The 14296-nt window shown below is 54.1% G+C and carries 12 protein-coding genes; 8 read left to right on the top strand and 4 right to left on the bottom strand.

Annotated features, from left to right (window positions below; genetic code table 11):
• The first annotated feature begins 3 nt into the window (after positions 1-3).
• The 3 genes from yiaY to Dpoa2040_RS10890 all read left to right on the top strand — a co-directional run bounded on the left by yiaY (position 4) and on the right by Dpoa2040_RS10890 (position 1890).
• A complete protein-coding gene (yiaY, locus tag Dpoa2040_RS10900; protein WP_168641258.1) occupies positions 4-1152 on the top strand; it encodes an L-threonine dehydrogenase in 1149 nt (382 codons plus the stop codon).
• A 142-nt stretch (positions 1153-1294) separates the two neighbouring features.
• Complete coding sequence (locus Dpoa2040_RS10895) at positions 1295-1516, top strand: type II toxin-antitoxin system Phd/YefM family antitoxin (protein ID WP_168641257.1); 222 nt, start codon at positions 1295-1297, stop codon at positions 1514-1516.
• Positions 1513-1890 (top strand): type II toxin-antitoxin system death-on-curing family toxin, encoded by a 378-nt coding sequence (locus Dpoa2040_RS10890; RefSeq protein ID WP_168641256.1) that lies wholly within the window; start codon positions 1513-1515, stop codon positions 1888-1890. Before Dpoa2040_RS10895 ends, Dpoa2040_RS10890 begins: the two co-directional genes overlap by 4 nt.
• A gap of 291 nt (positions 1891-2181) precedes the next feature.
• Here Dpoa2040_RS10890 and pptA read toward each other — a convergent pair whose 3' ends face one another.
• The 3 genes from pptA to Dpoa2040_RS10875 form a co-directional block, all read right to left on the bottom strand.
• Positions 2182-2412, bottom strand: a complete 231-nt coding sequence (gene pptA / locus Dpoa2040_RS10885) for a tautomerase PptA (protein WP_168641255.1) — start codon at positions 2410-2412, stop codon at positions 2182-2184.
• A 166-nt stretch (positions 2413-2578) separates the two neighbouring features.
• Entirely contained in the window at positions 2579-3682 is a 1104-nt protein-coding gene (locus tag Dpoa2040_RS10880) for an ABC transporter ATP-binding protein (RefSeq protein WP_168641254.1), read from the bottom strand.
• A 380-nt stretch (positions 3683-4062) separates the two neighbouring features.
• Positions 4063-5550: a PLP-dependent aminotransferase family protein gene (locus Dpoa2040_RS10875; RefSeq protein WP_168641253.1), complete on the bottom strand. Its 1488-nt coding sequence runs from the start codon at positions 5548-5550 to the stop codon at positions 4063-4065.
• 126 nt (positions 5551-5676) lie between these two features.
• Here Dpoa2040_RS10875 and Dpoa2040_RS10870 point away from each other — a divergent pair, with 126 nt between their 5' ends.
• The 5 genes from Dpoa2040_RS10870 to Dpoa2040_RS10850 all read left to right on the top strand — a co-directional run bounded on the left by Dpoa2040_RS10870 (position 5677) and on the right by Dpoa2040_RS10850 (position 11933).
• Complete coding sequence (locus Dpoa2040_RS10870; RefSeq protein ID WP_168641252.1) at positions 5677-6942, top strand: 4-aminobutyrate--2-oxoglutarate transaminase; 1266 nt, start codon at positions 5677-5679, stop codon at positions 6940-6942.
• A gap of 21 nt (positions 6943-6963) precedes the next feature.
• Entirely contained in the window at positions 6964-8424 is a 1461-nt protein-coding gene (locus Dpoa2040_RS10865) for an NAD-dependent succinate-semialdehyde dehydrogenase (RefSeq protein ID WP_168641251.1), read from the top strand.
• A gap of 317 nt (positions 8425-8741) precedes the next feature.
• On the top strand, positions 8742-9773 hold the full coding sequence (locus Dpoa2040_RS10860; RefSeq protein WP_168641250.1) for an ABC transporter substrate-binding protein: 1032 nt from the start codon (positions 8742-8744) through the stop codon (positions 9771-9773).
• 36 nt (positions 9774-9809) lie between these two features.
• Entirely contained in the window at positions 9810-11081 is a 1272-nt protein-coding gene (locus Dpoa2040_RS10855) for an ABC transporter permease (protein ID WP_168641249.1), read from the top strand.
• A gap of 33 nt (positions 11082-11114) precedes the next feature.
• Positions 11115-11933: an ABC transporter permease gene (locus Dpoa2040_RS10850; protein ID WP_168641278.1), complete on the top strand. Its 819-nt coding sequence runs from the start codon at positions 11115-11117 to the stop codon at positions 11931-11933.
• A 164-nt stretch (positions 11934-12097) separates the two neighbouring features.
• Here Dpoa2040_RS10850 and Dpoa2040_RS10845 read toward each other — a convergent pair whose 3' ends face one another.
• Positions 12098-14083 (bottom strand): methyl-accepting chemotaxis protein, encoded by a 1986-nt coding sequence (locus Dpoa2040_RS10845; RefSeq protein WP_168641248.1) that lies wholly within the window; start codon positions 14081-14083, stop codon positions 12098-12100.
• Positions 14084-14296 lie beyond the last annotated feature (213 nt).

The following is a 14296-nucleotide window of genomic DNA, read 5'->3' as shown; positions in this document are numbered from 1 at the left end:
TCTATGAGCAGCACATTTTACATTCCAGCTTTAAACCTGATGGGTGAAGGTGCATTAGAGGAAGCAGCACGGCAGATTCAGTTGCAGGGTTTCAAACAGGCCTTGATCGTAACCGACGGCGTGCTGAACAAAATCGGCGTCGCGTCTTCCGTACAGCAGTTACTGAAAAAATATCAGATTGAGAGCGCCATTTATGATGGTGTCCAGCCGAACCCGACTGTGGCCAACGTCGATGCAGGCCTGAAAATTCTTAAAGCGAACCATAGTGACTGCGTCATATCGCTGGGCGGCGGTTCTTCCCATGACTGTGCTAAAGGGATCGCCTTGCTGGCGGCCAATGGTGGCGAAATCGCCGATTATGAAGGCGTGGATGTGTCTGCCAAACCGCAGTTGCCGCTGATCGGCATCAACACCACGGCGGGGACGGCCTCTGAAATGACCCGTTTCTGCATCATCACCGATGAAGTGCGCCACGTGAAAATGGCAATTGTTGATAAGAACGTGACACCGGTAATGTCCGTCAACGATCCGGTCTTGATGGTCGGTATGCCAGCGTCGCTGACCGCAGCAACCGGGATGGATGCACTGACCCATGCCATTGAAGCCTATGTCTCGACCGCTGCTAACCCGATTACCGATGCGGTTGCGATTAAGGCGATGGAGCTGATTCGTGACCATCTGCGTGACGCGGTGAAAGACGGTAAAAACATAGTGGCGCGTGAACAGATGGCATATGCCCAGTTCATGGCGGGTATGGCGTTCAATAATGCATCGCTGGGTTATGTTCATGCAATGGCGCACCAACTGGGCGGCTTCTACAACCTGCCGCACGGGGTATGTAACGCGGTACTGTTGCCGCATGTAGAGCGTTATAACGCAGCGGTTGCCGCCCCTCGTCTGAAAGACGTCGCCGTCGCACTGGGTGTGGATGTCGCCGGTCTGAGCGATCAGCAGGCGGCGGAAGCGGCTATTAAGGCCATCAGCCAGATGGCGCGTGATGTCGGCATTCCGGCAGGGTTGAAAGACCTGGGTGTGAAAGAAGAAGACTTCAATATTCTGGCAGATAACGCACTGAAAGATGCTTGTGGCCTGACTAACCCGAAAAAAGCCACTCACGCGGAAATCGTCGAGATTTTTGCTGCTGCATTCTGATTGTAGTTGAATATGTAGCTGAATAGTTCGGGAAGCCCCCAGCCAGCAGACTGGGGGCTTTTTTATGGCGTGATCAGAGCGGGTGGTGGTCTGTTGTACGAATCAGATGTACCATTAAGATGTACATCTTGAGGGGGATACCATGAAAACGTACACCATTACTGAAGCTCGACAACATATTGCAACGGTCATTGATACGGCAGCCAGCGGTGAACCGGTGGAAATTACGCGCCGCAATGGGACGTCGGCTGTGCTCATCCCCAAGGCCGAATTCGAGGCTTATCAAAAAGCCAGATTAGACGCTGAATTTGATTTCATCATGCAGCGCCATGAACACACGGTCAAAGCGCTTACCGACAGATGAAATGGGTCAGTGCACAGGACGTCATTGCTTTTCATGATCGCATTCTGCAGATGTTGCCTGGGGTTGCCGGTATGGCAGACCCAGGTCGGGCGGAAGCCTTGATTTATCGGGTGCAGAACCGTCTTTATTATGAAGATGTGACGGATCTCTTTGAACTGGCGGCGACATATTGGGTAACTGTTGCGCGTGGTCACATCTTTAATGACGGTAATAAGCGCACCGCCTTTTTTGTCACCATGGTGTTTTTGCACCGTAATGGCGTATTGATTGCTGATAACGACAATTCGCTGGAAGAACTGACGGTTAAAGCGGCAACGGGTGAATATCAGGTGTCATATCTCGCGGAGCAGTTAAGGCTAAGGGTGACAAGGTAAAAGGATAGATAGCGCGGAGATAAGGCAAGGAGATAAATAGCCTTTTGGTAGCGAGAAATGTACTGACGAATGCCAGTTCCTGACCAACCCGAAAAAGCCCCTGATTTTATGGTTGGGGGCTTTTTTTGATAAAAAAACCGGAGCATGAAACACGTGGTTGACTTGAAACCCCGCAATTAACCCGGTTGATTTTGTGAGCAATTCCACCGCCTAAAACAACTAACCGGTTAGGTTTAGGTATTACGTAGGTCCCCGTGCCATTTTCAAGAAGAACACTGTCTTCTTTTGCTGTTACAACGTATACCCCGGTTTTTTGGTGAGGTTATCCAGCTCCGGGCCAATTTCGATATCGTAAACCGTCTCTTTCCAGCGCTCTGGTGTAACTTCGGTTAAGGCAACCGAGATCGACTTGTCTTCCGCATTCAGGTACTTCTTGAGTAATTCGCTGATATCGTTTGCCAAATCCTGTTTGACAGTTTCCGGCAGATTGCGGGGAAAATACTTGATGGCAACATGTGGCATAGATAAAGCGCTCCCTGTGTTGAACCCGTTATGAGGGGGAGAGCGGCCATTAACGCCTGCAACTGGCGACCGCCCGTGACAGGCCTATGTTGACAGGATTCCGGGCTGAGAGCCACCCACCCTTGAATATTGACGTCGTAATCCGAGGCGGCGTTTGCCGCCATCTTCATTGCGTCGCCGTGATATCCAGTGCGTCCAACGCACGCAGGTGTTCCGGAAGCCAGGATAAGTGGATTTCACTGCCGACCTGCCAATCCGGATTAACATCGCTGGCAGGCAGTTTCACCATAAATTGTGATTGGCCTGCAACTTCGGTCATCATGCGGACATGATCGCCAAGATAGATAAACTGCTGGATACGCGCACGGGCCTGCTGTGCGCCTTCCGGCAGTACGCTGGCATTGACCTTTACCCGTTCCGGGCGAATACACAGATGAATTTTTCTGCCCGGCGAGCTGGGGCGAACTTTCAGTGCACGCAGGACGGTGCCGTCATCCAACTGCGCCTGATAGTAATCGCCGTCGCTGCCGGACTGGGTGCCAATCAGCGTATTATTTTCACCGATAAACTGCGCCACGAAGGCATTTTGTGGCCGTTCATAGATATCGCTGGGGCTGTCCATCTGCTGAATAATCCCGTCGTTAAACACGGCAACCCGGTCCGACATGGTCATGGCTTCACTCTGGTCGTGGGTGACGTACACCACAGTGAGTTCCAATGCGCGATGTAATTCTTTGATTTCCAGTTGCATGTGTTCGCGCAGTTGCTTGTCCAGCGCGCCCAGCGGTTCATCCATCAGCACCAGTCGTGGTTCAAACACCAGCGCTCTGGCCAGTGCTACGCGTTGTTGTTGACCACCGGACATCTGCGCCGGGTAGCGGTCGGCCAGATTGGTCAGCTTGACGCGGTTCAACACGCGGTCCACTTTTTCTTTAATGTCGCTACGGTTCATGCGGCGAATAGAAAGCGGAAACGCCAGATTCTCCGCCACGGTCATGTGCGGGAACAATGCGTAGTTCTGAAATACCATGCCGATGCCGCGTTGATGGGGCGGCAGGTTGTGTAACGGGGTGTCGCGCAGCAGGATTTCACCCTGGGTCGGCGTTTCAAAGCCGGCTAGCATCATCAGGCTGGTGGTTTTGCCTGAGCCGGATGGACCCAACATGGTGAGAAATTCCCCTTCCTGAATATCCAGATTCAGATTCTTGACTACCAGACGATCGCCATCGTAGGTTTTTTGAATATTTTTGAAGCTAACGTAGGTTTTCATTCTTCCCTTCTCTCAGGTGTCGTAGCGTGGTGCTGGTAATGATATATGCATAAGTCATGCCTGATAGATGATTGAAAAATTATTCTTATTATTTCGGCGCAGAAAAAACGGTGTGCATGATCGTGTCGTGAGCAGGAGTAACGCGAATACTCTGCTGCTGACTGGATAGCTGACTGTGCATATTGCACAACAATAAGGCTGGAGTAGTGGGCTAATTGCATGAGACGGTGCGATGCATGGCTTGGGTTGTCTTGCATCATAATGGTGATTTTTGTTGAGGGTATGCACTATTTTAGTGCTAAATGGTGGGGCGAAAAAAGAATGCAAGAGCTGGCGGAGTAACCCGTTTTTACAGTGTGTGTGGCGCTCGGTGCAGGGTGTCAGATGCGTTGTTTATCCAGCGTGCGTAAGCAGCTAAGAATCACGCTAAATGCCTGTACCATTTCGCTTTCATCCACACTGGCGTAACCGAGCAACAGCCCGCGTTGAGGCGCGGGTCGCAGGTAGTAGCTGGACAACGGTTTAACCATCACGCCGTGTTGCAGAATACGGGCGCTCAGCACCACATCGTCGATATGGTCAGGCAAGCGCAAGATCAGGTGCAGGCCGGCATTGCTGTTGTAGCCGAGATAGTCATCCCCCAAATGCTGCACAATCAATTCGCTCAACAACGCACGACGGCGGGCGTAGAGCAGGCGCATACGCCGGATGTGGGCGGCGTAGTGGCCTTCGCGGATGAACTGGCTTAGCGTCAGTTGCGTCAGCAGGTGACCGCCTCGGTACAGCTCGGCGTGCGCTGTTTTCAGTTCACGTGCCAGATGCGGCGGCAGCACCATGTAACTGACGCGCAGTCCCGGATAGAGGGTTTTGCTGAATGTACCGATGTAAATCACCGGTGGTTGTGTTTGTAGCCCTTGTAATGCCGGAATCGGGCTGCCGGAAAAGCGGAACTCGCTGTCGTAATCGTCTTCGATAACCCAACTGCCGTGTTCCTGCGCCAGCGTCAGCAGGCGCTGGCGGCGTGCCAGACTCATGACGGCACCCAGCGGATACTGGTGCGATGGGGTAACGCAAATCAGCCGCGGTACCGAGTGGGGCGAGACATCGTCCGGCGGCACCATCCCTTGTTCATCCACCGCAATCGGAGAGATACGCAGGCCATTGATGGTCAGTACGTTGCGCATTCCCCAATAGCACGGGTCTTCAATCCATGCCAGATCGCCGGGGTTACACAACATTTTGGCCAGCAAATCCATCGCCTGGTGGGTACCTTCGGTAATCAATATTTGCTCTGGCGTACAGGTGACCGAGCGCGCCACCCGGAGGTAGTCCACCAGTGACTGTTGTAGCTCCGGGCAACCCCCGATGGGCGAGTAGGAGTGCTGTTCCGGTTTCAGGCGGCGAGACAGGCGGGTTTGCAGCCGTCGCCACAGATCGTGCGGAAAGCTGGCGATATCCGGAATACCTGGCATAAACGCGCCCCACTGACGTGCCGACGCGCCCGCGTAGCCCAGCAGATGCATACCGCGTCGGGAAATTTCCTGCATGGCCGGACGCAATGGCGACAGAGTGTCGTCGCGTACATCTGGCGGGTGAGCGTCGGGTAACTGTTCGATGACGTAACTGCCGCTGCCGCTGCGGGTTTCGATATAACCTTCCGCCAGTAACTGTTCGAAGGCGGCGAGCACAGTATTGCGCGACAACGACAACTGTTGCGCCAGGTCGCGGGACGAGGGCAGCCGTCGGCCCGGCGCAATGTCTCCACGCAGAATGGCCTGTCGGATCGTATCGTACAGCCGCTTGTTGAGGGTGCCTTCTTGCTGGCGCTCCAGCCCTTGCAGCAGCAAATCAGTCAGTAGTGAACGCAAAGTGGATCCTTCAAATATTAAAAACTGGCTCTGGATTATAGGGCCATTCAGGGGATAAATAACAACATCATAACGTTAATCGTCAACCCTTATTTGGGTGGTGTGTTCATCGAATCGGAGCGGAAAATGAGTAACAGCGAATTGAATCAACGTCGTTTGGCCGCCACGCCGCGTGGTGTGGGTGTGATGTGTGATTTCTTTGCCGACAAGGCTGAGAACGCCACCCTGTGGGATGTTGAAGGGCGCGAGTACATCGATTTTGCGGCTGGGATTGCGGTGCTGAACACCGGTCATCGTCACCCTAAACTAGTGGCGGCGGTGCGCGAACAGCTGGAGAAATTCACCCATACGGCTTATCAAATCGTGCCGTACGGCAGCTATGTGACGCTGGCCGAACGCCTGAACGCACTGGCACCGATTGACGGCCCGGCTAAAACCGCTTTCTTCACGACAGGTGCTGAAGCGGTTGAAAATGCAGTAAAAATTGCCCGTGCCTATACTAAGCGCCCTGGTGTGATTGCCTTTGGTGCGGCGTTCCATGGCCGCACGCTGCTGACTCTGACGTTGACCGGTAAAGTGGCGCCGTATTCCACCGGATTCGGCCCGTTCCCTGGGTCCATTTTCCATGCGCTGTACCCGAACGCCCAGCACGGCGTGACGGTAGAACAGGCGCTGGAGAGTATTGATCGCCTGCTGCACACCGATATCGCTGCCGATCAGGTCGCGGCCATTTTGCTCGAACCAGTCCAGGGCGAAGGCGGCTTCAATGTCGCGCCGCCGGAATTTATCAGCGGTGTGCGCCAGTTGTGTGACAAATACGGCATGTTGCTGATCGCAGACGAAGTGCAGAGCGGTTTTGCCCGTACCGGCAAGGTCTTTGCCATGGAGTATTACGACGATAAAGCGGACCTGATCACCATGGCGAAAAGTCTGGGTGGCGGTTTCCCCATTTCCGGCGTGGTAGGGCGAGCCGAGGTGATGGACGCACCGGGTCCTGGCGGGCTGGGCGGAACCTATGCCGGTAACCCGCTGGCGGTGGCTTCGGCACTGGCGGTGCTGGATGTGATTGAAGAAGAACAACTGTGCCAGCGTGCCCAGCGTCTGGGCGCTACACTGGTAGAAGCGCTGGAAAAGGCGAAAACTGGCAATCCAGCAATCGCGGATATTCGTGCCCGTGGCTCCATGGTGGCGGTGGAATTCAATGACCCGCAAACCGGCAAACCGAGCGCGGAGATCACCAAAAAATACCAGCAGGCGGCACTGGAGCAAGGGCTGCTGTTGCTGACCTGTGGTACGCACGGCAACGTGATTCGTTTCCTGTATCCGCTGACCATTCCGGATGCCCAGTTCAGCAAGGCACTGTCGATTCTGTCCCAGGTTCTGGCAAAGTGAGACGTGAGCGAAAAGGTAACTATGCAACTAAAAAATAACGCGTTATTTCGTCAGCAATGTCTGATTGGCGACGAGTGGCAAGACAGCCATAACGGCGCTTGTCTGAGCGTGAACAACCCGGCCACGGGAGTTGAGCTGGGCAGCATTCCGCTGGTGACGGCGCAGCAAACCCAGCAGGCGATTGCCCACGCAGAGCAGGCGCTGATCGCATGGCGGCAGCGTACCGGTAAAGAGCGTGCGGCACTGATGCAGGCATGGGCGCAACTGATTCGTGCGCATCAGGATGATATCGCGGCGATTCTGACCGCCGAGCAGGGGAAACCGCTGGCGGAAGCCAAGGGTGAAATCGCTTATGCCACCTCGTTTATTGACTGGTTTGCCGAAGAAGCCAAGCGGGTTGAGGGCAGTGTGTTGCAGTCGCCGCAGGCAAATCAGCGTTTGCTGGTGATTAAGCAAGGCATTGGTGTATGTGCGGCAATCACGCCCTGGAACTTCCCGGCGGCGATGATCACCCGCAAAGCCGCACCGGCGCTGGCGGCGGGCTGCACCATGATCGTCAAACCGGCGGAGCAGACGCCGTTCACCGCGCTGGCGTTGGCGGAACTGGCACTACAGGCCGGTATTCCTGCCGGTGTGTTGCAGATGGTGACCGGCGAAGCTGCCTCGGTGGGTAAAGTGCTGTGCGACAGCCCGGTAGTGCGTAAGCTGAGTTTTACCGGCTCTACTGAGGTTGGCCGCATTCTGATGGCGCAAAGCGCGCCGACGGTAAAAAAACTGTCGCTGGAACTGGGCGGCAACGCACCGTTCATTGTGTTTGACGATGCAGATCTGGAGCAGGCGATAAAAGGCATTCTGGCGTCCAAGTTCCGCAACAGCGGTCAGACTTGCGTCTGTGCCAACCGCATTTATGTTCAGCGCGGCATCTATCCGGCGCTGGCGGCACGGCTGGTGGAAGAGGTGGAGAAGCTGTGCGTGGGCGAGGGGACTCAGCCCGGTGTGACGCAAGGCCCATTGATTGACGAAGATGCGGTTGGCAAGGTGCAGCAGCATATTGACGATGCGCTGTCAAAAGGGGCGGAATTGCTGACTGGCGGCGCACGTCACGCGCTGGGCGGCACCTTCTTCACCCCAACGGTGATAGGCGGTGTGACGCCTGACATGCGTTTCGCCCGTGAGGAGACGTTTGGCCCGGTGGCGCCGCTGTTCCCGTTCGACGATGAGGCGCAGGCGGTGGCGATGGCCAATGATACCGAATTCGGCCTGGCTGCGTATGTCTATACCCGCGACGCCATTCGCCAGTGGCGGGTACCGGAAGCGCTGGAGTACGGCATGGTGGGGATCAACACCGGGCTAATTTCCAACGAAGTGGCTCCCTTTGGCGGGGTGAAACAGTCAGGTCTGGGGCGCGAAGGCTCTCGCTTTGGCATCGAGGAATACCTGGAGATGAAATATCTCTGCGTTGATCTCTCTCCTTCAGCCTGATGGCGAATGAGCCGGGATGTTCATCCCGATAACCTCATGCTTCAACGTGGTGCATTCTTATTGTTGGATTGCACCACAATAAAGCAAATTCGACACGAGCGGCTACGCTCTACTCACAGGTCATTACGTTAAAAATAGTATAAGCACTGTGCATATTGCACGGTGTGGTTTCTCCGCGGCGCCATCCAGTAGTTTTCGACCCGGACAATAGAAACTGGCATGAAAACTGCTTTATAAATTGATGCCTATGCATCAAAAAAAATTAATGGTTTTGCCCTCGCGGGCATACGTTGACTACTCTCTTCAGGAGCCAGACCATGTTGAAAAAATTTGCATTATCCGCTTTGCTCGTTGCCATGGCCTCCCAGAGCTGGGCTGAAAACCTGACTGTGATTTCTTTTGGCGGCACCAATAAGGACGCGCAGGACAAAGCGTTTTACAAGCCGTTTCAGGCGTCGGGCAAGGGGGTGATCGAAGCGGGCGAATACAATGGTGAAATGGCTCGAATCCGCGCCATGGTGCAGACCGGTCAGGTCGGCTGGGATGTGGTGGAAGTGGAAGGTCCGGAATTACTGCGTGGCTGCAACGAAGGGTTGTTTGAAACGCTGGATTGGAAAAAACTGGGTAATCAGGCTGATTTTGTAAAAGGTTCGGTTTCTGAATGCGGCGCCGGGATCTTTGTCTGGTCCACCGTGCTGGCCTATAACGCTAACAAACTGCAACAAGCGCCAAAAAGCTGGGCTGACTTCTGGGACGTCAAAAATTACCCCGGCAAACGTGCGTTACGCAAGAGCGCCAAGTTCACGCTGGAAATCGCCTTGCTGGCGGATGGCGTGAAACGTGAAGACGTCTATAAGGTGCTGGCGACACCCGTCGGTGTTGATCGTGCGTTCAAGAAACTCGATCAGATCAAATCCAATATTCAGTGGTGGGAATCTGGCGCGCAGCCGTTGCAGTGGCTGGTAGCGGGCGATGTGGTGATGACTTCCGCCTACAATGGCCGTGTGGCAGTCGCGCAGAAAGAGAAACCGGGTATCAATATCGTCTGGAAAGACGGGCTGTACGATCTCGATAGCTGGGCGATTGTGAAAGGTTCTAAACACAAAGCCGTAGCTGAACAGTTTATCGCGTTTGCCAACCAGCCAGAAAATCAGAAAGTATTCGCCGAAAATATTGCCTATGGCCCGACCAACAGCAAAACCACCGCGTTGTTGAGTCTGGCGGTCAGCAATAACCTGCCGACCGCACCGGATAACCTGGCACAATCGGTGCAAGTGGATACCGAATTCTGGATTGATCACGGCGAAGAGCTGGAACAGCGCTTCAACGCCTGGGCTGCCCAGAAGTAATGCTGAATCGGTATTGATCACAAGGAGAGAACGCTGATGTCCCAGAGCGAAATGTTGAAGGCAGCACCGCCAACCGGCGATGACGGTAACCGAACCAGTCTGAAACAGCAATTACGCCAGGCACAGGCACGCTACCAGAAACGCTCGCTGCTGCTGATAGCACCGCTGTTCCTGTTCATTCTGGTCAGTTTCCTGTTCCCGATACTGTCGATTCTGGGTAAAAGCGTGTCCAACCCGGACCTGCGCGTCAGTATGCCGTCTACTATCGAGGCGATGCGGCAATGGTCCGGCAACGATGTTCCAGATGAAGCGGTGTTCCGGGCGCTGGTGAGTGATCTGCGCAATGCCCGGAACACCGGGCAGGTTGCTACCATCACGAAACGGCTGGGTTATGAAGACAACCAGTATCGTACGTTAATCACCCGCACATTACGGAAATTGCCGTCAGATGAAGCATCAGGGCTGCGTGAGCAACTGATTGCCGATCAACCGATGTGGGGTGAACTGACCACCTGGAAAACCATTGACCGCGCATCCCGGCCATTTACCAGCTACTACCTGTTAGCGGTATTTGACCATAAGGTGGATTCACAGACCGGCAAAGTGGTTACGCAACCCGCTGATCAGGCGTTGTATGTGGATGTATTGCTGCGTACGTTGCTGATGGCGGGCATAGTCACGTTGTTGTGCGTGGCGCTGGGCTACCCGCTGGCGTACTGGCTGGCGAAGCAGCCGGATAATCGCGCCAACTTGCTGATGATTCTGGTGTTGTTGCCATTCTGGACCTCACTGATTGTGCGTACTGCCAGTTGGATTGTGCTGCTGCAATCCGGCGGGTTGATTAACCGTTCGTTGATAGGGCTTGGCATCATTGATGAGCCGCTGGAGCTGGTGTTCAACCGTGTTGGTGTCTACATCTCCATGACTCATATTTTGTTGCCGTTCTTCGTGTTGCCGCTGTATGCGGTGATGAAAGGCATCTCACCCAACTATGTGCGTGCGGCGATTTCACTGGGTGCGCATCCGTTTTTGGCATTCTGGCGGGTATATGTACCGCAAACCTACGCCGGGGTGACTGCCGGCGCATTGCTGGTGTTCATGATGGCGATTGGCTACTACATTACGCCGGCGCTGCTGGGTGGGCCAGGTGACCAGATGCTCAGTTATTTTGTGGCGTTTTTCACCAATACCACCATGAACTGGGGGATGGCGGCAGCGCTGGGGACACAGCTGTTGGTGATCGTCGTGTTGTTGTATGTGGTGTATATCCGCGTCACCCGCACCGACGCCGATGCAGCGGCGCGTTAACCGAAGGAGCAAGCGATGAAACCGATGAAGGAAATGAGACAGCAGGGGTCGCAGTTGCTGCGGGTGTGGAATGGCTTCTTCAATTTTTATGGTGCGGCAATGCTGCTGTTTCTGGTGGTGCCGGTGTTGGTGATCGTGCCGTTATCGTTCAATGCCGGGTCGTTCCTCAGCTACCCGCTGGCCGGGTTTTCCCTGCGCTGGTATCGGGAATTTTTTCACTCCAGTGAATGGCTAAGTTCGCTTGGCAACAGCCTGCTGATTGCGCCGCTGGCGACGGTATTAGCGACGGTACTGGGGGTGCTGGCGTCGGTTGGGCTGGTACGCGGAGAGTTCCGCGGTAAATCGTTGGTGATGGCGGTGCTGATTTCGCCAATGATTGCCCCGGTGGTGATTGTGGCGGTCGGGATGTTCTTCTTTTTCGCCAGACTGTCATTACTGAATAGCTACATCGGACTGGTGCTGGCCCATGCCGTGCTGGGCGTGCCGTTTGTGGTGATTACCGTGACTGCGGTGCTGAAGAATTACGATCAAAACCTGACTCGCGCTGCGGCCAGTTTAGGGGCGCCGCCGCTGCTGGCATTTTGGCGGGTGACGCTGCCGTTGATCGCGCCCGGTGTATTTTCCGGCGCGTTGTTCGCGTTTGCCACGTCGTTTGATGAAGTCATTGTCACGCTGTTTCTCGCCAGCCCGCGCCAGCGCACGCTGCCGTTGCAGATGTTTGCCGGAATTCGTGAAAACCTCGACCCGACCATCGCCGCTGCTGCGACCATGATGGTGGCCGCTGCGTTATTGTTGCTGGTAGTGATGGAGATCCTGCGCCGTCGCACGGAGAAACTGCGCGGCGGACATTGATCTCGATACCCATTGCTGGTTGCTAAGCGCCCTTGTCGAAATCGGCAAGGGCGTTTTTTTGGCGTTTTACTACGGCATCATGCCAAATGTGCGGTTGGTTTGAACGTATAAATCGGGCGGGATATGGCGGGCATTGCCCGCCATGATTAGCTTAATTTAATGAGTTAGAACGACTCCCAGTCATCTTTGCTGCCAGCGACAACAGGCGTTTTCTTCACCGCAGCGGTTTTGGTGGAGGTTTTCATTGCGGATTTGCCCAGCATCAACGATGGTTTAGCGCTGATAGCGGCGTGCTGGCTTACCTGAGGCGTAGAGCCGTCATGGCTCAGACGGAACATGGATACCGCCTGTTCCAGGATTTGCGCCTGTTCTTCCAGCGAGTTAGCGGCAGCGGAAGATTCTTCCACCAGCGCAGCGTTTTGCTGGGTGGTGGCGTCCATTTCAGTGATTGCGGTGGAGATTTGGTTGATGCCGCGGCTTTGCTCGTCGGAGGCAGAGGCAATCTCACCCATAATATCATGTACATGGGTGATTGAGCGGATAATGTCGTCCATGGTTTTACCCGCATTTTCCACCAGAGCGGAACCGGTGTTTACCCTGGTGACGGATTCGCCGATCAGCGTTTCGATCTCTTTGGCGGCCTGGGCGCTACGTTGAGCCAGACTGCGTACTTCACCGGCCACGACCGCAAAGCCACGGCCTTGCTCACCTGCGCGGGCGGCTTCTACTGCGGCGTTGAGCGCCAGAATGTTGGTCTGAAAAGCAATGCCGTTGATGACTGTGGTTATCTCAGAAATGCGTCGTGAACTGACGGCGATCTCATTCATGGTACTGACTACGTCGGTGACGATTTCACCGCCACGGGTCGCATTTGTCGAGGCATCGGCAGCCAGCTGCGAGGCGTGATGCGCATTGTCGGCGTTTTGCTTCACCGTTGACGTTAACTGTTCCATGCTGGCGGCGGTTTCCACCACGGCGGCAGACTGTTGTTCGGTACGGGAGGACAGGTCAGTGTTGCCGGCGGCGATTTCCGAAGCGGCTGACGCCACGTTGCTGACGCCTTCACGAATCTCGGCGATCATTTCGCGCAGTTTATGGTTCATGGCTGCCATCGCTGACATCAGCATACCCAGTTCATCGCGGCGAACGGCTTTGATGGAGGCAGTCAGGTCACCTTGCGCAATACGTTCAGCCAGTGACAGGCTCTGGTGTAACGGGCGGGTAATCTGCAGCGTGATGCGCCATGACATCAATACCCCGATAACGATAATCACCAGCCCCGTCAACAGTAATTGCCATTGAGAACCGAGAGTGATGCTTTGAATCAGTGGCAGCTGTCGTTGATACAAGTTTTCGGATGTCTCGTTCATGACAGCCGCAGCCTCTGACATTGTCTTGGTGGCTGCTTTCTCACCCTGAACGGCTTTCATGTAATCATCAATATAACCGTTGTAAGCGGAGAAAAACTGTAAGGCCTGGTCCAGTGGACCTTGCTGTTCGGGGGTGAATTTGGGTAATGCCTGGCTGAACAGACTTTTCATGTTGCCAAGCGCGGTGCGAAGAGTGGTTTCAGACTGTTGGGATGGATTCACCAATAATTCATGTGCCAAATCACGGACCTCGGAAAGCTGTTCTGAGAGGGGGGTAAACTCTGTCCTTAATTCCGGCGTCAGGGTCTTGCTGTTCAACTGCGAACGTAATGCATTGATTTCATTGGTGCTATTGTTACGGTTTAGCTTTTGTGATGCTGCGTCCCGCTGCTGGCTGGCTTGGATCAAGGCTTCACGTGCAGGGAGGTAGTTTTTATAGGCATCGCTAAGCTGTTTCAGTAATTTCTGTGATTCTGGCTGCCAGTGCAGTTGCTGGGCCTGATTCAGCGCCTGACCCACTTTTGTCATCAGGTCGCCGACCTTATTAATAGAGGCGTAGTCATGCGTATACTGAAAATTGAGTCGGGCACGTCTGGCTTCATTGAGGTTATTATTAATATCGTTGCTAACGATGGCTTTCTGGACGTAACTGTCAATGTCACGGAAACCATTCACTCCCGATAGTGTAATAAAGGCGGACATCAGTAAAATGAGTCCGAAACCGATTGCCAGCTTGATGCCGACTTTCAGATTATCATAAGCAGTAAAGATTTTATTCATTATAGGATTCCTGTGGTGCTAATTGTGTTGGCGATGCAAGATCAACAGAGGGAAACCATCTGTTAACGTCCTTGTTGTTTCTCAAAATAGTATTTTTTTCAGCGATGGAGAAATGCATGTGAATGCTATCACATATTTTTAAAATATAAATAGCATGTAACATAATGGAATAACGCGATGTTTACGTTTTTATTCCATATTCTTTATTGTTTG

The organism is Dickeya sp. CFBP 2040 (assembly GCF_012273755.1).
Lineage (GTDB): Bacteria > Pseudomonadota > Gammaproteobacteria > Enterobacterales > Enterobacteriaceae > Dickeya > Dickeya poaceiphila.
Note: the sequence above shows the minus strand (reverse complement) of the source record. Positions and strands in the feature narration are given on the sequence as shown.